The following is a 21,681-nucleotide window of genomic DNA, read 5'->3' as shown; positions in this document are numbered from 1 at the left end:
TTTATTAAAAATTTTACAAATTTAAATAAAAAACACTTTTCGAGAAAAAAAACGCTCTGACTGACATTTAGCCTAGTTATGACCAGAAGAATTACGGTTTGTATGGGGTGAATGCATGGCCAAAGCATGACTTTGGCCCGATAAATTCAGGTTTTATGGCGGATATCAGGCAGGAATATAGTCGCAATCCCTAATAATGGCAGAAATGCACAGATTTTATAGACTAATTCAATACTGGTATGGTCAGCAACGACCCCTAAAATGGCCGCACCTAACCCGCCCATACCAAAAGCAAAACCAAAAAAGAGTCCAGAAACCATGCCGATACGGCCAGGTAATAACTCCTGGGCATACACCAGAATGGCAGAAAATGCGGAAGCCAGAATAAAGCCGATAATGACAGTTAATACCCCGGTCCAGTAGAGAGATGCGTAAGGTAATAACAGAGTAAAGGGGGCGACCCCTAAAATTGATCCCCAAATCACGTATTTGCGCCCGATTTTATCCCCTACCGGGCCCCCAATCATGGTGCCCGCCGCAACGGCGAATAAAAACACAAACAGATGAATTTGAGCATTCTGTATCGACACGTTGAATTTATCGATTAAATAGAAAGTATAGTAACTGCTAATACTCGCCATATAAAAATATTTAGAAAAGATCAGCAACAGCAAAACAGAGATGGCCAGGATGATTTTATTCCGGGGTAAAGGACTGACAACCTTTACTGGCGGGCGGCTTTTTGCGATCCGGTGCTGGGCGGCATACCAGCGACTGATTTGTAGCAGTACCACGATAGCCAGTAGCGCCGCCAGGCCAAACCAGGCCACATTTCCCTGTCCGTAAGGGGCAATAACCAGCGCTGCCAGTAGTGGCCCCAACGAGCTACCAAAATTCCCACCCACTTGAAAAATAGATTGTGCCAGGCCATGACGACCCCCGGATGCCATGCGTGCCACCCTCGATGATTCAGGATGAAAGATGGAGGAACCGGTTCCTACTAAGGCAGCTGCCAGCAATACCGACGTAAAGTTTCCGGCCAGTGCCAGCAGAATTAGCCCGCTGAGGGTGAAACACATCCCAACGGGCAGCGACCAGGGCATGGGGTGTTTATCCGTGTAGTGCCCGACCAGTGGTTGAAATAATGAGGAACTGAGCTGAAAGGTCAGAGTAATAAGGCCTATCTGCATAAAAGAGAGTGAAAACTCAGACTGAAGTAGCGGGTAAATAGCCAGAATCAGGGACTGAATCATATCGTTCAGTAAATGAGAGAAGCTTATCGCCCCTAGAATTCCAAAGGCGGTGCGCGATCTTTTTTTCTCCGGCGGTATTCCCGGATATACGTCGTCAGAGTTTGCCATTATGACCTGTCAATATTGATTGTTTTTATACGTAATTAAGTGGCAGAGAGGATTTATCACTCGCGGCTTTCCCCTGATGCCTGTCTAACCTTATTTAAATAAAACCACATATTCTATACATATAACTTTCAGCAAGTTATATGCAAATATCCCCGATATAAAATAACGCCACAATGTGAACATTCTTCATAAAACATGCCTTGCCCCTCCTTTCTACTCATTTTTTGCGACTGAAAGTAATCTATCACGATATAGTACGTGAGCTAATATTTTTGCGACTAATGCTTATTAGGGCAATATTTCTCTGGAGATGTTTCGATGTCATTATTAAAGAAAAAAGTAACGATTGCGCTCCTGGCGGCGCTTGGCTTAACCAGTATTCAGGCGTTAGCATGGGAAAAAGATAAAACCTACAATATCACCATTCTTCATACTAACGATCACCACGGTCGTTTCTGGAAAAATGACAACGGGGAATATGGACTGGCAGCGCAGAAAACCTTAGTAGACAGCGTGCGTAAAGAAGTTGCTGAAAAGGGCGGGACTGTCTTACTGCTGTCTGGTGGTGATATTAACACCGGGGTGCCAGAATCTGACTTGCAAGATGCTGAACCTGACTTCCGTGGTATGAAAATGATTGGCTACGATGCGATGGCGATTGGCAATCATGAGTTTGATAAGCCTATGAGCGTACTGCGCCAGCAGGAAAAATGGGCTGGTTTCCCGCTATTGTCTGCCAATATTTACCAGAAAAGTACCGGCGAACGTTTGTTTCAACCTTATGCTTTATTTGACCAACAAGGCGTTAAAATTGCGGTTATTGGCCTGACAACCGATGACACGGCCAAAATTGGTAACCCGGCATTTTTCACTGATATAGAGTTTCGTTCCCCTGCAGAGGAAGCCGGCAAGTTAATTAACGTGCTTAACAAAACCGAAAAACCGGATGTGATTATTGCCGCAACCCATATGGGGCATTACGACAATGGGCATCACGGCTCTAACGCTCCGGGTGATGTGGAAATGGCCCGCAGTCTGCCAGAAGGGGCTTTGACCATGATTGTGGGGGGCCATTCGCAAAACCCGGTGTGTATGGGGGCTGTAAACCAAAAACAGGCTGACTATGTGCCGGGCACCCCCTGCACGCCAGATCGCCAGAATGGCACATGGATTGTTCAGGCCCATGAGTGGGGCAAATATGTTGGGCGCGCTGATTATGAATTTCGTAATGGGGAGATGACGCTGGTTAACTACCAGCTGATGCCAGTTAATCTAAAGCATAAGATAACCACCCCAGAAGGTAAAAGTGAGCCTGTACTTTATACCACCGAGATCCCGGAGGATGGCCATATGCTGGCACTGCTGACGCCGTTCCAGGATAAGGGCGAGGCCGCGTTGAAGGGGAAGGTGGGGAGTAGTACTGGTCATTTTGAAGGTGACCGCAGTAAAGTCCGTTTTGTGCAAACCAATATGGGACGCCTGTTACTGGCCGCTCAAATGGCACGGACTCAGGCTGATTTTGGGGTAATGAGTGGGGGCGGGGTGCGTGACTCAATTGAACCGGGTGATATTACTTATAAAGATGTGCTGAAAGTACAGCCGTTCGGCAATACCGTCGTCTATGTGGATATGAATGGCAAAGAGGTGGTGGATTACTTGACGGCAGTCTCACAGAAAACGCCTGACTCGGGTGCATACCCCCAATTCTCAAATGTCAGTTTTGTCTCTAAGGATGGCAAACTGCAGGATTTAAAAATTAAGGGGCAACCCGTTGATCCGACAAAAACCTACCGTATGGCAACCCTGAATTTTAATGCTACTGGCGGTGACGGGTACCCGGTGATTGACGGAAAACCGGGATATGTAAACACCGGTTTTGTTGATGCCGAAGTGCTGAAACAGTATATCGAGGAAAACTCACCACTGGACAGTGAACAGTACCAGCCAAAAGGTGAGGTCAGCTGGCAATAATGCCTTAGTCGTGGCGAGCGATGTCGGCGAACTGTGCATTAAGCAGTGTGGTCAAGTCGCTCGCTGCCATTTCTATATCTAACCCACGCTTTCCCCCGGAAATAAAGATGCTGGCGAACGCTTGTGCAGAGGCATCCACCACCGTTGGCAGGCGTTTCTTCTGCCCTAACGGGCTGATCCCCCCGATCAGGTAGCCTGTCACACGCTGGGCAATCATTGGGTCTGCCATCTCGACCTTTTTTGTGCCTAATGCTTTAGCTACTTTTTTTAAGTCCAGTAGCCCGGCGACCGGTGTTACCGCAACCGCGAGATTCTTCATGTCCCCATTAACGGCGACCAGCAGGGTTTTATACACCTGCTCAGCGTTCAGCCCCAGTTTGCGTACGACTTCATCACCAAAATTGGTTTCCTGGGGATCGTGCTCATAAGCATGCAGGGTGAAGGGAATACCGTTCTTTTCAAGGAGTTTTACTGCTGGTGTCATGGTTTCCTTCTTTATTTCTAATCATCTATCAATATCGCTCTGATGCAGAGCATGCCAGTTTAAGGCTGCCGGGCTTTCAGTAGTGAGGGCACGTTTCCCTCACCAAACAGATGCAGTGCCCCGACGGCGACCACATAATGTCCTGGTGGTAGCCGTTGTAAAAAGGTACACCATTGTTGATTTCGTTGCGCGATCAGAACACGGTGCAACTCGCCACTGAAGGTATCAGGGAGGCTGGTCTCTTCGTGAGGGGGAGTGGTTGACAGCCACCAACTGATCATAACTTGTAACATACGGGCATTCGTGTGCCAGTGGGTCAGTGTATCGTCAAGCAGAGTACTGCCGCCGTTCGGCAGTGTTGTTAATAGCTCGACCTGATTTTTTGTGCCTTCCAGTTCTTGTATTTCGATATCGTACTGACGCGCGGCCTCAATTAACTGGTAGTCAATACCATAATTGGCACGTAACCCCAGTTTTTGTGCCTGGTGGGCTTGCAGAATTAAAGCAACTTGCCATTGTGGGGCATGATCAACCATTGACAAGGGGATGGAGAATTCTGTGCAGAGGGCCAGAACCTGTTGGTAGCGTTCAGTACTGAGGCGAGTAGCGAGATCATCTTCAGGTGCGAGCCCACTGAAGGGGGAGCTATTACTGCTAATATCAGCCTCGATAATCAATGCATCAGCCGTTCGCAGCTTTTTTAGCAATCGAGCAGGTAAGGGAGCCATACCCTGGGTTCCCATATGGATACTACCGACCAAATGTAAATGCTGCCGCCCCGGCAGGCTAATATCAATCGCAGGCCAGGGATAAGCGGTTGCGGTCAGGCGAGAAAAAATTGAGCTAAGACGCTGAAATAAACCCATGTCGCGATTTCCTGGCAAAAAAGCCATGCTACTATTGCACATGAGATGGTGCAAATATCTCCCCTCAGGAAGCGAGCGATGAGGCCTGGCGGGGAAAGCCTCGCCAGGCACTATAGTGTTACGCTTTAGGTTTAAAACGCAGTAATCGGTTGGCATTACTGACGACAGTAATGGAAGAGAGTGCCATTGCGGCTCCCGCGACCACCGGATTGAGTAGTGTACCAGTCCAGGGATACAGTACCCCGGCGGCAATGGGGATCCCCAATGCGTTATAAACAAATGCCCCGAGTAGGTTTTGTTTCATATTGCCCAGGGTTGCTTTCGATACTGCCAGTGCATCAGCAACGCCTGTCAAGCTATGACGCATTAAGGTGATAGCGGCGGTTTCAATCGCTACATCACTGCCACCGCCCATGGCCATACCCACATCGGCCTGTGCCAGCGCAGGGGCATCATTAATCCCGTCTCCGACCATGGCAACCTGGTGCCCTTTGCCTTGCAGGGCTTTAATCGCCTCAGCCTTGCCTTCAGGCAACACCCCTGCAATCACTTCATCGATTCCAGCCTCTTTAGCAATCGCATTGGCGGTAATGGTATTGTCGCCGGTTAACATCACCAGACGATAACCATTGCGGTGCAGGCGCTGCAAGGCACTGACACTGTCACTACGCAGGGGGTCACGGATAGCAAACAATGCTGCAATCTTTCCGTCTATTGCCAGCAGAACCGGGGTGACTCCCTGATGCCCGTACTCTTCAATAGTGGCATCAAAGGTGTCGGTATCAACACCTTGTTCTGTTAACAAGGCTTTATTACCCAGCAACAGCTGCTGACCCTGAATAGTGCCGCTCACGCCTGAGCCCCTGAGGGTGCGAAATCCGGTGACATCTGGCAAGTGTACGGATGCCGCTTTTTCGATAATCGCCCGGGCTAAAGGATGACTGGAGCCTTGTTCAAGTGCTGCTGCCAGTGCTAAAACGTGGGCTTCATCCACATCCGTTGCTGTTTTTACCGCCACGACTTGGGGCTTACCCTCGGTGAGGGTGCCTGTTTTATCGAATACGATAGTGTCCAGTGTGCTCGCCCGTTGTAAGGCATCCGCATCCCGCACCAGAACCCCGAATTCAGCCGCGCGGCCCACCCCAGAGATAATCGACATCGGGGTTGCCAAACCCAGGGCACAAGGACAGGCGATGATCAACACCGTGGTGGCGACCACCAGGGTATAAACAATTTGCGGTGCCGGGCCAAAAAAGTACCATACAGCAGCACTTAAGAGGGCAATAAGCACGACCACTGGCACAAATACGGCCGAAATTTTATCCGCCAGCTGGCCTATTTCCGGTTTACTACTTTGCGCCTGGCGCACCATACGAATAATACGAGACAGTGTGGTATGGCTACCGATGGCCGTGGCTTCAAACAGCACCGAACCGTCTTGTACTACTGTCCCGGCATGAATAGCATCACCTGATGCTTTCTGTAATGGGATCGGCTCCCCGGTCAGCATCGCTTCATCAAACCAGCCTTCACCCTGGGTTATTTTGCCATCAACAGGGACACGATCACCGGTGGTTAAGCGCAGGATCATGCCAGCCGTCACCTCCGCAAGAGGGATCGTTTTTTCACCTTCATCACTGACGACCCTGGCACTAGGCGGTGTCAGATCGAGTAAGCGTTCCAGTGCTTTTGATGATCGCTGGCGTGCGCGCTGTTCCAGCATATGGCCGAGATTGATTAAACCGATAATCATCGCACTGGCCTCGTAGTAGAGGTGTCGTGCTTCCATCGGAAAGTACTGAGGCCAGATATTGACCGTAATGGAATAGAGCCAGGCAGCGGCAGTTCCCAGGGCGACCAAGGTATCCATGGTGGCTGCACCGTTCATCAGGCTACGCCATGCGCTACGATAAAAATGTCCCCCGGCAAAGACCATGACTGCCAGGGTCAGGACGCCAATCGTGAGCCAAATGTTGCGGTTGCCGTCTGAGAGCATCATATTGTCGCCCATCATGCCCCATACCATCACCGGAATCCCTACCAGCAGTGCAACGATGGCCTGCCAGCGGAAACGCTTCACGGCCGCGTCGGCAGTTTCTTGCTGACGCTCACGTCGTTCCTGGTCATCCTCGATAACCTCTGCGCTATAACCAGCACTGGCTACCGCCTGCACCAAGGAATCCGGGCTGGCAGTGCCCATAACCAGGGCACTACGCTCGGCCAGATTGACCCGTGCCTGGCTGACTCCGGGTACTTTTTGCAAGGCATTTTGTACCCGGGAGACACAGCTGGCACAGCTCATACCACCAATCAATAATTGCTGGCTATCATCTTCATTTTCACTGTTGTGTGTCGGAAGAATAGAGCTACCCGCTGTCAGTGCTTCCGACGGAGTTGACGATTCTGTCAGCGGATCAGCCTTTGGGTGGCTAGCCACCTCGGCGCCGTATCCCGCTTCTTTTACCGTTTCAATAAGCGACTCTGGTGTTGCCGTGCCGGTAACTCGGGCATGGGTTTTTGTCACCTCAGCCTGCTCAACGTCACCACGTTTCTCAAGGCTCTCTTTAACACGTTGAATACAATGACCGCAGGTTAAACCATCAAGATTGAGATCAATTATCTGTGACATATTCAGTCTCCTGTTGGAAAATAAGGGTATGATTGACCCTGATTTAAAGTTCAGCTATACCCATGATAGATGAAGTTATAGGATGTGGCGTTTTTCGCTGAGAACCGTCATATCCCACGTGTTGCAACCTGAACTATTTAAGGTATCGACTTTATATGGTGAAGGTTAAACCTTCCAGTAAGGGTAAGGTCAAGGGGAAACATGAATATTAGCGATGTGGCAAAAAAAACCGGGCTGACCAGTAAAGCAATTCGTTTTTATGAGCAGAAAGGACTCGTGACCCCTGCATATCGGGCCGATAATGGTTACCGTACTTACCATCAAAAACAGCTTGAAGAGCTAACTTTTTTACGCAAAGCCCGACAAATTGGCTTTAGCCTTGAAGAGTGCCAGGAATTACTGCACCTGTTCCACAACCCTTCCCGCCATAGTGCCGATGTTAAAGCCCGGACACTGAAAAAAGTGGGCGAGATAGCGCTGCATATTCAGGCATTACAAGAAATGCACCAGCAATTATTGGCCCTGGCAGAAGCCTGCCCGGGTGATGAAGGCGCAGACTGCCCCATAATCGATAACTTATCGGGCTGTCAGCACCAACAAACGCCCTAAACTGAGCGTATTTTTAACAAAATACCGTCAACGGCCACGACGATGATCTCGCTGCCAGCGGGCAGGTCGCTTTCTGCCACTACAGGCCAGCTACTGTCGCCGATACGCACATTACCACGGCCATTCACTAACGCTGAATCCAGGCATAGCCGACGACCAACGAGTTGCTGACCACGCTGATTGAGGATCTCACCCAGGGGTGGTTTTTTGCGTGAATTAAGACAGCGCCACCAGAGAAAAACAGCCACTAGCGTCAGAATAGCAAAGCATACCCCCTGGAGTTCCCAGCCCAGGGGAAGTACCCAACTTAACAGGCCAGTAACCACGGCGGCGAGACCACTCCATAACAGGTAGCCCGCCGTGCCCAGCATTTCAGCAACGAGCAACAGTCCTCCTAACACCAGCCAGAAGACATGTGGATGGGCAAGAAGGTGGGCAATCATTTTTTACGCTCTGTATTATTTTGCCCCAGTAACTCACTGATACCGGCAATAGAACCCATAATGCTGGTGGCATCCAGCGGCATCATGACGACTTTACTGTTATTTGCTGCGCCAATGTTCTGTAAGGCATCCGTATATTTCTGGGCAACAAAGTAGTTAATGGCCTGAATATCCCCTTTGGCAATCGCTTCAGAGACCATTTGTGTGGCTCGGGCTTCTGCTTCGGCACTACGTTCCCGTGCTTCTGCTTCTAAAAAAGCAGACTGACGTTCACCTTCCGCTTTCAGTATTTTTGACTGTTTTTCACCCTCAGCTTTGACAATTTCAGCCTGACGAATCCCTTCTGCTTCCAGAATATAGGCGCGTTTAGTCCTTTCGGCTTTCATTTGGGCATTCATAGCATCAATCAGCTCTGCCGGTGGGCGAACATCACGAATCTCGATACGGGTGATTTTAATCCCCCAGGGATTGGTCGCTTCATCCACAATATGCAGCAAACGGGTGTTGATATTGTCACGCTGGGAGAGCATTTCATCCAGCTCCATGGAGCCCAGTACGGTTCGGATATTCGTCATGGTGAGGTTGATGATGGCCAGCTCCAGATTGCTTACCTCGTAGGCAGCCCGGGGCGCATCGATAACCTGAATAAAACAGACCGCATCAATGGCAACATTGGCGTTATCTTTAGAGATAACTTCCTGGGATGGGATGTCGAGCACCTGCTCCATCATATTAATTTTACGGCCAATTCTGTCCATAAACGGTACTACCAGATTTAAACCTGGCATCAGCGTTTTGGTATAACGGCCAAAGCGTTCCACCGTCCATTGAAATCCCTGGGGAACAATTTTTACCCCGGCAAAGACGATGATTAGTGCGACAAAGATGAAAACAGGTATCACGGCTAACATAAAAACCTCCCATTGTTTTATTCAGTGTATGCCTTGATGGTGAGACCATCATCCCTTAGCAGGAGGACAGATACCAGCGAAAAGAGTCCGTGACTGAATTCGGTCAAATATTGATGCTATGCCTGACGCCATCTGAAGACACAAACCTGTTTTTTAAAAACGGTGTTATTCCACTTTATTGCCGTAAATATCTTTCTTTTTTGTCAAAGCAACGAACCCTGCCACTGTCAGTTTTGCGACGCATCACGAGAATATAGAGTAAAGAACTTAAGGCTTTTCTTATTTTAGTCTGAAAAACTGTAAATAAAACGTTATGTCGATTATTGTCTCACCCCTGCATGTGAAGAACGGCAATGCGAAGGATATGCTCGGCGAGAAACAGAGGGATGTTTGATATAGCTGGTCGTTTACAGAACAAAACGTCAAAGGCATACATTCAGCTAAAGCCAGGCCTGTATACGGTGGCCCTGGCAAGCGAACTAACTCCCCCTTAAATAACGGGTGATGGGCAGTCACAACCAAGTGTCTGTGGCATTGTCAGAGCGTGAAAACGTGAATAAAGATAACGTTGACACCGTGCTTTGCGAATATTCCCCGGACTTCCCTCTGAACGCTAAAAAACCTTGCCGGTGACGGTAGCGAAGACCACGCCAGCCAGGTATTCCAGTGCATGAAGGATTTATCCCGGAACAGGTCTCACGGCAGAGACCACTGCTGAAACCCATGCTTATCGCGCACCGTTTACTCCGTGATTTAAACGCTACTCTGCCGGATAGCCCCTCTTTCCTGATTAGTGGGTGGGCTTGATCCGGTGTGGTGACATGATTCCTGCACAGCAATATGAGCAGGTTTCTGTGCAGGACATTCAGCAAAGAAAACCACAATCTGCCCGCCCGGCCATATGCGCTTTGGTCCCCTTAATGGGAAACAGCGAAGGGCGGTAGCGTGTCTGAGAACCACTAAAAAGAGGATGTCAGGGAAAACTCGACCATCCTGCTGGGGCGGCTGCATCCCTTTTTCTGTGGCAGGTAACGAGCAGAGCTTGAGATGTTTCCATATCACTCAAACGGCAGTAATGAGTGAAATACCACGTCCCAGAAAAAACTTGAATAATCCCGCATTGAACGATGAACTTTGCAACGAAATCCATGCACTGTTTTTTTTGATTTCTATTATAACTAACTGAATTAATTGATGTAATAAATAAAAATTATGCTTATGTCAGTCAATAACGAATCCCATAATCCGACTGCAGGTGCAACAGTTGAAAAACACCGTCGGCTGGCGGCGTATATGTCTCACACATCGACAAAATGAACCCTCTCACTTCAAGGTCGAGGGTATGGACGTCAATCTATCCTTGGTATCTCAGATGCATAAGGTATAAGGCAGGGCAGGTATGAAAATTTATCGTCCACTGTGGAACGAGGGGGCTTTACTGTCCCCTCAGCTGTTCCAGCAGCAGGCAGAATGGGAGTCTTTTCGCTGCGCCGGTGCATCAGCACTGGCATCAGCATTCCCCTGGGGGGTGGAAAAGATTGAATTTAATGACAGTCTTCTTTCGTCTGGCCTGATCCAGATTACGCAGCTACGCCTGTGGCTGGAAGATGGTTCGTTGATTGATGCGCACAGGAGCGATCTGCCTCCGGCTCCACGTGAGTTAGATACCAGCCAGCTGGCTGGTTTTGATGCGGTAACCGTTGTCATCGCCTTGCCCCATATGCAGCCAGGAGTAATCAACGTTGAACAGGAAGGTGTCACCGCTGACCGGCCGCTTCGCTATCGCGAAGAATGGGTGACATTGCAGGATATTTTTGGCCCTGAATCAGAACCTGTGGCTGTTGCCCGATTCAATTTCACCATCCGGTTTGCTCATGAAAGCAATGATTCCTGGAAAATCTGCCCGGTCGCAAGGCTAATCCGGGATGGGCATAATGTGTGGCGGCTGGATCCCTCTTTTATTCCTCCGGTTGCGTCATTTGCGGCAAGCCCGGTTCTTCACGAACGTCTGGTGTTACTCAATCGTCAGTTACGTTCCCGACGCCAGCGTCTGATGACCATGCGTCGGGAAAGCAACGAAAGACTTGCCGATTTTGCCGTTGCCGATGTATCCCTTTTCTGGCTGCTGAATGCGTTGAATTCTCATGCCCGGGTGCTGATGGAATATGAACGTTTTCCTTCGCGTCCGCCTGAACAGGTATGGGCTGAACTCGCACGCCTGGCAGGAAGCATGCTGACTTTTTCCCTTGACCATGATGTGGATGCCATACCGGATTATGATCACGCTGAACCAGCCAATGCGTTTCCTCCGTTGTTTGATCTGATCACGAGTTTACTGGAGGCAAGTCTGCCATCCCGGGTTATTGCTCTGGAAATGTCTCGCCCGGACAGGCAGACCTGGAAGGCAAACCTTCATGATATTCGTCTGCGTGAAGAAGCAGATCTCTATCTCTCTGTGCGCTCAGATATTCCCGCCTGGCAGATCGCTGATAAGTTTCCGGCACTTTGCCAGGCAGGTTCACCTGATGATATCAGTGAGATCTATGGTGTTGCTCTCAAAGGGATCCCGTTGATCCCAGTGAGCAGGGTCCCGGCTGCTTTACCAGTTCGTATGGAAAATCAGTACTTCGCGCTTGATATGGAAAGCCCCGCTGCGCATGAAATGCAGGAGCAGGGCGTGTGTATGTTCTATGTGCCTGAGTTACTTGGCGCGCTGGAACTTGAACTGTTTGCGGTATTACGCTCATGAAACAGGATATTGATATTGACCAGTTGATGACGGAGACCTGGCTCACCGTCACCATGCTAAAGAAAGGTGCCGTCACACTTAATGGTACTGCGCTTTATGACAAGTGCGTTAAACAGGTTGAAAACGTACAAGAAGCGCTGGCGCGTGCCGGTTATGACGAGGCCAGTATCGGGCATATTTCCTACGCACAATGTGCTTTGCTGGACGAGGCGGTGATGAACCGTAAGTCAGAGAAAAGCGACGAAGGAGAAGAACTGAGAGTGGACGAAGGTCAGATGGCCTGGCGCAAAGCCCCACTTCAGGCCCGATTTTTTGGTTCACTTAGGGCAGGTGAAGCGCTATGGGATCGCATTGCCGAAGTCCTGCGTCAGTCTTCACCGAACCCGGCTGTTTTGACGTGCTATCAGCGTGTGATTGCCCTGGGCTTTAAGGGCGTATACAGCCTGAAAGCGGTCAGCCAGTCCCAGCGGGATGATATAGTCAAAGCCCTTTCTGAGCGAGTTTCTCCACCAGAAGCAGGCTTGTCTCTGGTTGTGCACCGGATGGGGAAACATCGCTGGAGTCTGATGCGTTCTCTCTGGTTCTGGATAATCCTCGCTGTCATTCTTACTGGTGTTATCTGGTGGGGGGGCCATCTGTGGCTCCAGGCACTGTTGTCAGCGCAAATACCGGAGCTGCATGGCTAATGCGTAGATCAGTGATTATTCCGTTATCCCTACACACCTTAGCCGCCGTTGCCACGTTACTGTGGTTGCTCTGGTATTTCATCCCAGCAGGAAACGTGTTTAAAGGCCTGACCACTCTGCTGCTGCTGCTTCTTCTGGCAGGCTGGTATGTTTTTAAACACAGCCGTCGTGAGGAACCTGTATCCGATGCCCCCCTCTCCACGGCTGGTCTGCCGTTACTTGATACCCAGGGGCCCGTGGTACTGGTGTGTGGTGACAAGCTGGATCTTCTTTTTCAGGGGCGTCTTCTGCGTAAAACAGCCCAGGGGTGGTGGCTGCGGGCCGATGATGTCAGCCAGCTAACCGATATTGTCCGCAGTATACAGATACAGTTCCCACGACAGATTGGTCAGCTTTCGGTCATGTACCGCTGCCTGCCAGACCTGCATCAGGATGAGGCTGTTCTGCGATCCACGCTGAAAACACTTCGTCAGCAAAGTAAACAGATAAAATCCATGACGGCTTTCACATTACCAGTGGTGGTGAGTGCCGAGTTTTCCGGGCCTGAAACACCCTGGGTAATCGTTCAGGGTGACAAGCCGATTGTCTGCCCGGTTAATGACCCACCTCAGGCTTTCATTGACTGGCAGCAGGTGGGTGACAATATCGTGGTACTGCCAGCAATCAGTCAGGCATTTTCCTTTATCCGTCATACCCTGATTGAGGAGCTGGATAAACCTGACCGGTTAATCCCCCCTGCGCGAACATTCTCTGTGGCAATGCGTCTTGGTACTGTCCCTCCTGAAACACAATCAGTCTGGGCTCATTGGTTATATTCCCGCACTTGTTTACAGTTTCCCCGCCAGCTCAGGAATTCCGTTCCGGCAAGCTTGTTTCCGGACGCTGTTCTGCCGCTACTGGCACCTTTTGCATCGACTGTTCAGGGGGGCGCCCGTACCCGTCGCCTGATCCTACTGATGTGGCTGTGTGTCCTGACCGCGTTGGGCATTTCCGCACTTAATAATCGTGATCTTATCCGTCAGGTGAGTACCGATTTACAGCGCTGGAACGCGATCCCGATGAGCCATTACCGTCCTAAGGCAGAATCACTGGCCGCCCTGAAACAGGATGCGCTCCTGCTTGAACGCTGGCAACGTCAGGGAGAGCCTTTGCGTTACAGTCTGGGCTATTACCCGGGGCAACGTCTGTGGCTCACTTTGCAGCAGGCTATCGATACCTGGACACCTCAACCCGCCCCTGAATTGAAACCCGCACCGAAAATTGTACGTCTCGACAGCATGTCGCTGTTTGATTCCGGCAAATCGGCACTTAAAGACGGGTCAACCAAAATACTCATCAACGCGCTGGTGGGGATCAAAGCCAAACCTGGCTGGCTGATTGTGGTCAGCGGCCACACGGACAATACCGGCAGCGAACAGCTCAATCAGACACTGTCTTTGCAAAGGGCTGAGGCCGTCCGTAACTGGATGCGTGACACCGGGGACGTACCAGAAAGCTGTTTTGCCGTGCAGGGTTACGGTGACAGCAGACCGATTGCATCAAACGACATGCCTGATGGTCGGGCGCACAACCGCCGCGTCGAGATCAGTCTGGTACCGCAGGCTGACGCCTGCCATCTGCCAGACGAGAAACACACGTCACAGGGGTTGCATGACGTTTCAGCCCAATAAATGACACGGTCCCCCCGTTTATCTGTGGCTGAAAGGCGATGGTGGGCCAGACCCGGATCGCACTGTGCCACTAAAAATCATCTGGACTTACAAAGACGGTAACACCATTCCTTCCGACATACGGAATGAACGTACCACGGTGTAAGCCTCTGACGGACAGACGTTTCTGTCTGCTTTTTATTTTGCTCGGCACCGCGCTTGCCATGCGTATGCTTTGCAGAGCAGTTTCACAATTTATCGGCATGAACCTTATGGGCATCAGTTGACGGCCTGGGGCGGCAGAGTGCCTGAACGAGAGGGAACGACATGGAACATCATTCAGCAGTCCTGCTACGACGACGTAACCCCTATAGTGCCAGGTTACTGGCGGGTGTTACCTCTTTGCGTCAGCCCCGTGTTTATACAGAAACCCCATTGGAACACTGGCGATTAACATTACTGGAGCAGGGCGAAGGTATTGGCGAGCACAACGTGGATAGTTTACTTAACCCGCAGCGCCTGCCGGTTATGGCGCAACCGTGGTTCGGCCATATGATGGCAAAACAAAGGCCATCATTTCGGCAACGTACCCGGAATGAAAAACAGGGCATTGTGCTGGCATATAATGGTCAGGCAGAGGGAGAGTGGTTATGAGTCGTTCACTGATCAACAAAGCAACCGATGTGGTGCAACAGCTGTCAGGCCAGTCACGCTACCGGGTTGATGTGCATGAATGCAGCGATTTTCTGGATGTTCTGCGTTATAACGCGGAGGAGTCACTTAGCCAGCCATGGCGATATGACGTGGCGGTAACCTGCTCCTCTCAGGATATTGCCTGCGATAAGTTACTGCTGAAACCAGCATCATTCACTTTTCAAACCCCGATGTTCGACGGGACACCGGCGCTGCCAGTCCGCACGGTATTTGGTGTAGTGACGTCGTTTCGCCGCATGTCCACCTCGAATGATGATACCCACTATGCGCTGACGATCGCGCCGCGTATCGCCCTTCTGGCCTATACGAAAGGAAGCGAGATCTACCTTAATCAGTCGGTTACTGACGTCGTCGAACAGGTATTGCGTAAACATGGTCTGGAAGGACCTGATTTTGAGTTCCGGCTTTCCCGGGAATATCCATCCCGGGAGCTTATCACCCAGTGGCGAGAGACTGACCTTGAGTTTATTCAGCGCCTGCTGGCGGAAGTGGGCATTTACTGGCGTTATGAAATGGACAGCCGGCTTGAACAGGACGTGGTAATTTTCCAGGACAGCCAGCAGCAGTATGAATTTGGTATTACCCTGCCATTACGCCACCAGGCGGGGATGAGTGACAGTGGGCAGGAGAGCATCTGGGGTATTCAGGCTGGCTACCATGTCGTGAGTGCAAGTGTAGCCACCCGGGACTACAACTACCGTGAAGCCCTGACCCCTCAGGACAGTTCGGAAAGCATTTCCAGCCAGGAAGGGATCACCACCGGGGAAATCTATCATTACGCAGAACCCTTCCTGACCGAGGGGGATACTGAAAGTACAGAGACCGGGGCATACTTCGCCCGCCTGCGCCATGAGCGCATTTTGAACACGCAATATCACGTCAGCGGGTATTCCTCCAGCCCCTATCTGGCCCCGGGGCAGGTTCTGGAAACTGACGGCATGTTACCCGATGTGGTGAAACAAGGTATCGTCATTACCAGGGTGCGCACCAGCGGCTCACGCAAAAGTAGTTTTACTCTGGCATTTGAGGGCATTCCTTATAGCGAAACGGTCTGTTATCGCCCGGCATTGCTCAATCGCCCGGTGATATCCGGATCACTCCCGGCCCGGGTAGAGAGCACACAGCAAGGTGACACCTATTCCTGGCTCGACCCGGAAGGGCGTTACCGTGTGAAACTGGATTTCGATCGTAACAGGCCTGAACAGGGTTATGCTTTTTTATGGCTGCGGCTGGCTAAACCCTATGCCGGTGATACCTACGGGTTCCATTCCCCGCTTATCGACGGGACGGAAGTGGCCATTGTTTTTGACAACGGCGATCCCGACAGGCCATATATCGCCTATGCTCTGCATGACTCAGAACATCCGGATCTTGTCACCCGTGACAACCATACCCGGAACCTGTGGCGTACGCCGGCAAACAATAAGTTGCGGATGGAGGATAAGCGGCAGGAAGAACATATCAAACTCGCGACGGAATATGGCAAAACGCAGCTGAATATGGGACACCTGGTCAATAGTCAGCGTGAAAAACGTGGCGCCGGTTTTGAACTGCGTACCGACGAGCATGGCGCAGTACGGGCCGCAAAAGGCCTGTTCCTGACGGCAGATACTCAGCCCAAAGCCCAGGGCCCGGTGCTGGAAATGGCCCCTGCCATTAACCAGATTAACCAGGCCAACAGTCAGATGCAGGCGCTGAACAGCGCCGCTGAAGCTGCCGGAGCGCTGGTCTGTGACATCAATACCCAGATTCGTCTCGTGGCCGACAAAATCAAAGACCTCCAGTCTGCAGTCCTGCTGGGAAGTGCGCCGCAGGGGGTGGCACTGACCTCAGGTGAACACCTTCAGCTCAGTAGCACCGGCAATACCATGATCAATGCAGGACAGCATCTTGATATCGGTGCGATGAACAATCTGTCCGTGACGGTAGAAAAAGCCCTCGGTCTGTTTGTGCATAAAGAAGGGGCGAAACTGGTCGCCAACCAGGGTGACATTGAGATCCAGGCCCAGCACAATACCATGGATCTGTTTTCTGAAAAGCAGCTGACAGTGACCAGCAGTGAGGATGAAATCATTATCAGCACCCCGGAAACCCTGACGCTAAATGGGGGCGGATCTTACCTGAGACTGAGTAAGAATGGCATCGAGCATGGGTCTGAGGGTGAGTTCATTATGAAAACGTCTGAATATCAGGTGCCTGGCGCAGGCGCAAATCTCCCCAATGAAACACCAAACTTCAGCCTGACGGATATCACTCAGGAAAATAAAATCAGCAGTAAGTCTTTTAACGACTAAGGGCTGATGATGAATCCATTAATTCCTCATATGCGTAATGTATTTTTTTTTGCATTTTGGCTTTGTTTATCAAATTTTACACTGGCATCCGGGCAAACAAGCCCAGAAAGCATCGTGTACAATTTTTATAAGTCATATTTGAAAGAAGAATCATCGGACAACAGTCGACTTCTCAGCCAATATGTTTCTGATGAATTAATGAAAAGCATTAATGACTCAATGATGTGTAATTATGATTCAGTGTCGGCAGAAGAATTCGATGAAAAATGTTCACAAAAGCGCGAGTGCAAGCAGTTTAAAGGGCGTTATATTTGTAACTGGTGTGGTGTTTGGGTTGATACTGATGTTGATTACTTTACAAAATCACAAGATATTTACCCTTCATGGAAAGCAAATATAAGCACCTTTGATGTTTCTCAGAAAGAGAATAACTCTTCAGTCAACGTTATTTTAGGGGCGGGCTCTGAGCCTAAAGTTAAAATTAAGGTTATGCTAAAAATAATTGATGGGAAATGGAAAATTATCAGCGTAACGGAACAATAAGAGTGTGATAATTTTCTAAAATTCCCGCACCAACTGCTCATGAAAATATATCCAAGGGGAATTTTTATGTTGAAGAAGATTATTTTTGCTTGCTGCTTATTCTGCGTAACCAATATAGCCTCGGCTTCAGCGAATAACAGTTCAACCCCAGGAGGGATTGTTGCAAAATTTTATCATGATTACCTTGTCGCGTCTGAAATGCCTGACATGGAATCAGCTGATAAATTAACCCAGAAAGCTATTTTTGAATATACAACTGAACATCTCAGAAGTCTGCGGGATAATGATGAATCGGGTGCTGATTATTTTGTCGATGCTCAGGATATATGTGAAGAATGGAAAGACAGCATTAATGTAAGTACTGTTTCAGAGAACGATAAAGTCGCACAGGTGAAGCTAACATTAGGGTATGGTAAGGGCGTATCCCTGTATACCATTAACCTGGCTAAAGAAAAAGGGACGTGGTTAATGGATTCTGTTAAGCCCGTATCCCATAGTAGTATTTATTGCCCTCGACAAGCAGAGGGAGAAGAATAAATGCTGGATAAGAAAATCGCAGTTAGTGTTTTGAACTCACAGGCTCTGACCAGAGCTAAAATTAATGCTGATAACTTTAAAAAAGGCATTGATAAAAAACTTAAATATGGAGAGTCGAAATGTGCCCGATATGTTAAAAAGGCATTGATTGCTGGTGGGGTATTGGTAAAAAACTCAGGGATTGAATCAGCTAAAAACTATGGCCCCTGGTTGATTGAAAATAACTTTAAAGTGGTGGATAACGTCACAACAGTGCGTAGTGACGGCGTATTCACAATATCTGATCAGCAAACGGGAGATGTTGTCGTAATCCAGGCGGCACCACATCATCTGCATGGCCATATAGCGATGTTTAATGGTACACACTGGGTATCTGATTTTGTCCAGGAAAGGGGATTCTATCCTGCTCAGGTATACCGTGACCAGAATATAGCCTACAAGCTTTATCGTTATGCCGAGACGAATAGCGCTGACAAGACCTCATCTGCCGGGATAAAAGACAGCATAAAAATTGTCTGGCCGATCCCCTCTGACAACCGAGGAAGTGACTTTGGGAGCCTGGAGGATATCCTTTCACATCTGTGTGGGGAATCAACTGGACAGTACGCGATTGGCCGCAGCGGGATGTGGCATGGCGGGATCCATATCACCGAAGCAACGACCCCATGGTGTGCGTTGAGTGGTAAGTCTCCTCTTGAGGCGATAGATTTTCCGGTTTCCTTTAAAGGCGAGCAGGCAATTCGATGCATGGCTGACGGTGAAGTGGTCGCTTACCGTGTCTGCCAGGATTATCTCACGCTTGGATGGGAATCCGGCCCGCTTAGTTTTTCCGGTTCGTTTGTTCTGGTTAAACACTTTATTCAACCGGGGGAGAAGGAATCCAGCGGACTGCATTTCTATACCCTGTATATGCACCTGGCCCCATATTCAGCCTATAGCGTTAATCCGGCGGAAACAAAGTGGACAGTCCAGGATACGCTTTCCGCCTACGATCCAGAATGGGTCATGACCGACAGTACCAATAATAAAAGTACCAGCGAAAGCTACCGAAAAGGTACGATACCAAAAGGGTCCATTGTCGAGTGGGATAAAACAGACAGCGGCCTCCATACCGTCGCATTTAACAAGAGAGAGTATGGCCTTGTTACATTTGTCAGCCTCTCAGAACAGGCAATGCAAAAGGGTAAGAAAACATCCCTGAAGCCAGGGCAGCAATACTGGATGCTTGTGGACAAAAACAACCTGTCACCTGGCACTGATGGGGTGGTTCAGCCTTCCTGGTGGCAGAAACTTATGCCACCAGCAAAAGAAGCAATGAAATTTGACCAGGTAGTATGCCCGACGCCCTATGCTGTCAGCGCCGGTGATCCTGTTGGCCATATGGGATATTATCAGGCACCTAAGGACGGCGGATATGAAGCGCGATACCAGGTACATATCGAATGCACGAGTATGGATGATAACCTGGAAAAGTTCCTGACCAATCCTGAGCAGGTGGGAGAAAAAAATCCAATCTGGCTGAAGTACTCTCCGGGCCTTGCGTTGTACAAAAAAGATGTTGCAACAGGAACATTTACAAAGGATACAAGGGTAACAACCAGAGCAGGGACCCTTCCACTAAGTCAGGTACAAACGGAAGTCGATAAGTCGACCAAACAGGAATACTGGCAGCTGCGACCAGAAAATGCCTATGTCCCCAAAGGCCAGGCAGAACCTCAACTTTTGTCGCAGTATGATCTGGCAAAGCTGGGTTTCAGAACTGAAACCGCAGAGCCTGCCAGCTTTGATTACCTGACTGGTAAAAACCAGCCCACTGGATTCTTCCGTAACCTCATCGATTCACTCTACCAGGCCGCGACCGAAGACACGCGGACCAGTCATGCTCTCGTGAAGCATAATTATCAGCGCCTGCTGGATAAAATTGACAGCGGAAGTGATCGATATTCGCCAATGGAATACTGGAGAGCGCTCCATAACCCCGACTATCGTGACGTTATTCAGAAAACAATCGTAAAACATCCCAGCGACTGGTACTTCAAAAAAGACGATGCTATCTGGCAACCATTCCTGAATGCATTGAAGAAAGATGCCCCGGAATGGAAGAAATACAGTGAGGATTTTCTTGATAAAATGGCCTGGATGCAGGATGCCAAACCTTTAAATATTGGGCCTTCGCTGTGGCATATGCACCCCTTGAAGTTTTTAGCCTCGTTAATTCGGACTAATGAAAATATTAGAATACTTCGTTTACGTGCATTTCTACGGATGATCCGTATTGGTGAGGGGACCATTCAGGAAGACGGATACAGAACGATGTTTACTGGAGCTAAATTTACAGATTTTAGTAAACACCCCAACATCAGACATGAAGCTAATGGTGTTGTTTCTACTGCTGCTGGAGCTTATCAATTTTTATATGGTACATGGAGAAACCTACAACGTCGATACGTATTCACAGATTTCAGTCAGAGCAACCAAGATCTTGGCTGTATAGCATTAATTGCCGGTCGAAAAGCATTAGACGCAGTAATGCAGGAAAAAATTAGTGAAGCCATACATTTATGTCGTATCGAATGGGCCAGTTTACCTGGTTCGCCTCATGGTCAACCAACTGCAAATAAAAAAATGATTATGGAAAAATATGAAGACTACCTAGATGAAGAAAAGCAAGGTAAGACAAGCTTACATGCCACCTCAGAAGAGATGGTGAAATTTATTGAAAATAATTTCTCGGCGTATTTATGAAAAAAATAATTTTCCTTCTCCTAACTCCAATATTTTGTTATTCAAATACTTCTAATGTTTTCAAATCTTCTTGTAGTGGTATTCAATACAGTATCGAATCATTTTGTAGCATAAATAATCTTAAGGATGATCAGGATAAACTTGATATACCAATTTGTGGAAAACAAACGTTCATTCTTGGTAAGGAAAATCAAGATCTATCAAAGTCTACAGGTTTTGTAGAACGTATGAATAACAAAGGTGAAAAAATAAAGATGATGAATTTTGTCTTTTACGGTGCCTCATGTAAAAATGACAGGATTATTTTATCCGGCGCAGGTGGTTGTAATTCATGTGGTGAACTGTTCAAGACATTTAATCTTTCAGGAAAAGAAATAAAAGAGGAATCCACTACATTAGACTTAGAGCCTATGCAAGATATTATCCCTAACTTGTATTGATTCGAAAGCTATACTCTTTGAGTATCTTGAAGAGGTAATGCCTTCAATCG

17 protein-coding genes are annotated in these 21,681 nt (G+C 49.0%); 11 read left to right on the top strand and 6 right to left on the bottom strand.

Annotated features, from left to right (window positions below):
• Positions 1-146: 146 nt before the first annotated feature.
• Positions 147-1,361 (bottom strand): MFS transporter, encoded by a 1,215-nt coding sequence (locus tag JK154_RS11355; RefSeq protein WP_211992649.1) that lies wholly within the window; start codon positions 1,359-1,361, stop codon positions 147-149.
• 318 nt (positions 1,362-1,679) lie between these two features.
• On the opposite strand from JK154_RS11355, the gene ushA reads away from it, so the two are divergent.
• Entirely contained in the window at positions 1,680-3,332 is a 1,653-nt protein-coding gene (gene ushA / locus JK154_RS11350) for a bifunctional UDP-sugar hydrolase/5'-nucleotidase UshA (protein ID WP_211992648.1), read from the top strand.
• A 4-nt stretch (positions 3,333-3,336) separates the two neighbouring features.
• Here ushA and ybaK read toward each other — a convergent pair whose 3' ends face one another.
• The 3 genes from ybaK to copA all read right to left on the bottom strand — a co-directional run bounded on the left by ybaK (position 3,337) and on the right by copA (position 7,311).
• On the bottom strand, positions 3,337-3,816 hold the full coding sequence (ybaK, locus tag JK154_RS11345; protein WP_211992647.1) for a Cys-tRNA(Pro)/Cys-tRNA(Cys) deacylase YbaK: 480 nt from the start codon (positions 3,814-3,816) through the stop codon (positions 3,337-3,339).
• Between the two features lie 59 nt (positions 3,817-3,875).
• Positions 3,876-4,682 carry a TraB/GumN family protein gene (locus JK154_RS11340; protein ID WP_211992646.1) on the bottom strand — a complete coding sequence of 269 codons (807 nt, stop codon included), beginning with the start codon at positions 4,680-4,682 and terminating at the stop codon, positions 3,876-3,878.
• A 118-nt stretch (positions 4,683-4,800) separates the two neighbouring features.
• Positions 4,801-7,311, bottom strand: a complete 2,511-nt coding sequence (gene copA / locus JK154_RS11335) for a copper-exporting P-type ATPase CopA (protein ID WP_211992645.1) — start codon at positions 7,309-7,311, stop codon at positions 4,801-4,803.
• A 201-nt stretch (positions 7,312-7,512) separates the two neighbouring features.
• Here copA and cueR point away from each other — a divergent pair, with 201 nt between their 5' ends.
• Positions 7,513-7,920 (top strand): Cu(I)-responsive transcriptional regulator, encoded by a 408-nt coding sequence (cueR, locus tag JK154_RS11330; protein ID WP_211992644.1) that lies wholly within the window; start codon positions 7,513-7,515, stop codon positions 7,918-7,920.
• On the opposite strand, the gene JK154_RS11325 is transcribed toward cueR, so the two are convergent.
• Entirely contained in the window at positions 7,917-8,363 is a 447-nt protein-coding gene (locus JK154_RS11325; RefSeq protein ID WP_211992643.1) for an NfeD family protein, read from the bottom strand. The two genes, cueR and JK154_RS11325, sit on opposite strands and share 4 nt — an antisense overlap.
• Entirely contained in the window at positions 8,360-9,274 is a 915-nt protein-coding gene (locus JK154_RS11320) for an SPFH domain-containing protein (protein ID WP_211992642.1), read from the bottom strand. The genes JK154_RS11325 and JK154_RS11320 overlap by 4 nt, the downstream gene beginning before the upstream one ends.
• 1,399 nt (positions 9,275-10,673) lie before the next feature.
• Here JK154_RS11320 and tssK point away from each other — a divergent pair.
• The 9 genes from tssK to JK154_RS11275 all read left to right on the top strand — a co-directional run bounded on the left by tssK (position 10,674) and on the right by JK154_RS11275 (position 21,631).
• A complete protein-coding gene (gene tssK / locus JK154_RS11315; RefSeq protein WP_211992641.1) occupies positions 10,674-12,023 on the top strand; it encodes a type VI secretion system baseplate subunit TssK in 1,350 nt (449 codons plus the stop codon).
• Positions 12,020-12,709 (top strand): type VI secretion system protein TssL, short form, encoded by a 690-nt coding sequence (gene tssL / locus JK154_RS11310; RefSeq protein WP_211992640.1) that lies wholly within the window; start codon positions 12,020-12,022, stop codon positions 12,707-12,709. The genes tssK and tssL overlap by 4 nt, the downstream gene beginning before the upstream one ends.
• Positions 12,709-14,379 carry an OmpA family protein gene (locus tag JK154_RS11305; protein WP_211992639.1) on the top strand — a complete coding sequence of 557 codons (1,671 nt, stop codon included), beginning with the start codon at positions 12,709-12,711 and terminating at the stop codon, positions 14,377-14,379. The genes tssL and JK154_RS11305 overlap by 1 nt, the downstream gene beginning before the upstream one ends.
• A 306-nt stretch (positions 14,380-14,685) precedes the next feature.
• Positions 14,686-15,012, top strand: a complete 327-nt coding sequence (locus JK154_RS11300; protein ID WP_211992638.1) for a hypothetical protein — start codon at positions 14,686-14,688, stop codon at positions 15,010-15,012.
• Positions 15,009-17,366, top strand: a complete 2,358-nt coding sequence (gene vgrG / locus JK154_RS11295; protein ID WP_211992637.1) for a type VI secretion system Vgr family protein — start codon at positions 15,009-15,011, stop codon at positions 17,364-17,366. The genes JK154_RS11300 and vgrG overlap by 4 nt, the downstream gene beginning before the upstream one ends.
• 6 nt (positions 17,367-17,372) lie before the next feature.
• Positions 17,373-17,909, top strand: a complete 537-nt coding sequence (locus JK154_RS11290) for a DUF3828 domain-containing protein (protein ID WP_249215886.1) — start codon at positions 17,373-17,375, stop codon at positions 17,907-17,909.
• A 66-nt stretch (positions 17,910-17,975) separates the two neighbouring features.
• Entirely contained in the window at positions 17,976-18,446 is a 471-nt protein-coding gene (locus JK154_RS11285) for a DUF3828 domain-containing protein (protein ID WP_211992636.1), read from the top strand.
• A complete protein-coding gene (locus tag JK154_RS11280) occupies positions 18,447-21,191 on the top strand; it encodes a glycoside hydrolase family 104 protein (protein WP_249215885.1) in 2,745 nt (914 codons plus the stop codon).
• Positions 21,188-21,631 carry a hypothetical protein gene (locus JK154_RS11275; RefSeq protein ID WP_211992635.1) on the top strand — a complete coding sequence of 148 codons (444 nt, stop codon included), beginning with the start codon at positions 21,188-21,190 and terminating at the stop codon, positions 21,629-21,631. The genes JK154_RS11280 and JK154_RS11275 overlap by 4 nt, the downstream gene beginning before the upstream one ends.
• Positions 21,632-21,681: the final 50 nt, after the last annotated feature.

This window comes from Citrobacter sp. JGM124, from assembly GCF_018257795.1.
In the GTDB taxonomy this organism is placed as follows: Bacteria; Pseudomonadota; Gammaproteobacteria; order Enterobacterales; family Enterobacteriaceae; genus JGM124.
The sequence above is the reverse complement of the archived record's forward strand: the minus strand, read 5'-3'. Positions and strand labels throughout refer to the sequence as shown.

What these genes read in the sequence shown, in the direction of transcription:
- ushA (WP_211992648.1), top strand. Translation starts at nt 1,680, where the DNA reads ATGTCATTATTAAAGAAAAAAGTAACGATTGCGCTCCTGGCGGCGCTT.
- JK154_RS11305 (WP_211992639.1), top strand. Translation starts at nt 12,709, where the DNA reads ATGCGTAGATCAGTGATTATTCCGTTATCCCTACACACCTTAGCCGCC.
- tssL (WP_211992640.1), top strand. Translation starts at nt 12,020, where the DNA reads ATGAAACAGGATATTGATATTGACCAGTTGATGACGGAGACCTGGCTC.
- JK154_RS11285 (WP_211992636.1), top strand. Translation starts at nt 17,976, where the DNA reads ATGTTGAAGAAGATTATTTTTGCTTGCTGCTTATTCTGCGTAACCAAT.
- JK154_RS11300 (WP_211992638.1), top strand. Translation starts at nt 14,686, where the DNA reads ATGGAACATCATTCAGCAGTCCTGCTACGACGACGTAACCCCTATAGT.
- vgrG (WP_211992637.1), top strand. Translation starts at nt 15,009, where the DNA reads ATGAGTCGTTCACTGATCAACAAAGCAACCGATGTGGTGCAACAGCTG.
- copA (WP_211992645.1), bottom strand. Translation starts at nt 7,311, where the DNA reads ATGTCACAGATAATTGATCTCAATCTTGATGGTTTAACCTGCGGTCAT.
- JK154_RS11340 (WP_211992646.1), bottom strand. Translation starts at nt 4,682, where the DNA reads ATGGGTTTATTTCAGCGTCTTAGCTCAATTTTTTCTCGCCTGACCGCA.
- JK154_RS11355 (WP_211992649.1), bottom strand. Translation starts at nt 1,361, where the DNA reads ATGGCAAACTCTGACGACGTATATCCGGGAATACCGCCGGAGAAAAAA.
- JK154_RS11290 (WP_249215886.1), top strand. Translation starts at nt 17,373, where the DNA reads ATGATGAATCCATTAATTCCTCATATGCGTAATGTATTTTTTTTTGCA.
- JK154_RS11320 (WP_211992642.1), bottom strand. Translation starts at nt 9,274, where the DNA reads ATGTTAGCCGTGATACCTGTTTTCATCTTTGTCGCACTAATCATCGTC.
- JK154_RS11280 (WP_249215885.1), top strand. Translation starts at nt 18,447, where the DNA reads ATGCTGGATAAGAAAATCGCAGTTAGTGTTTTGAACTCACAGGCTCTG.
- cueR (WP_211992644.1), top strand. Translation starts at nt 7,513, where the DNA reads ATGAATATTAGCGATGTGGCAAAAAAAACCGGGCTGACCAGTAAAGCA.
- JK154_RS11325 (WP_211992643.1), bottom strand. Translation starts at nt 8,363, where the DNA reads ATGATTGCCCACCTTCTTGCCCATCCACATGTCTTCTGGCTGGTGTTA.
- JK154_RS11275 (WP_211992635.1), top strand. Translation starts at nt 21,188, where the DNA reads ATGAAAAAAATAATTTTCCTTCTCCTAACTCCAATATTTTGTTATTCA.
- tssK (WP_211992641.1), top strand. Translation starts at nt 10,674, where the DNA reads ATGAAAATTTATCGTCCACTGTGGAACGAGGGGGCTTTACTGTCCCCT.
- ybaK (WP_211992647.1), bottom strand. Translation starts at nt 3,816, where the DNA reads ATGACACCAGCAGTAAAACTCCTTGAAAAGAACGGTATTCCCTTCACC.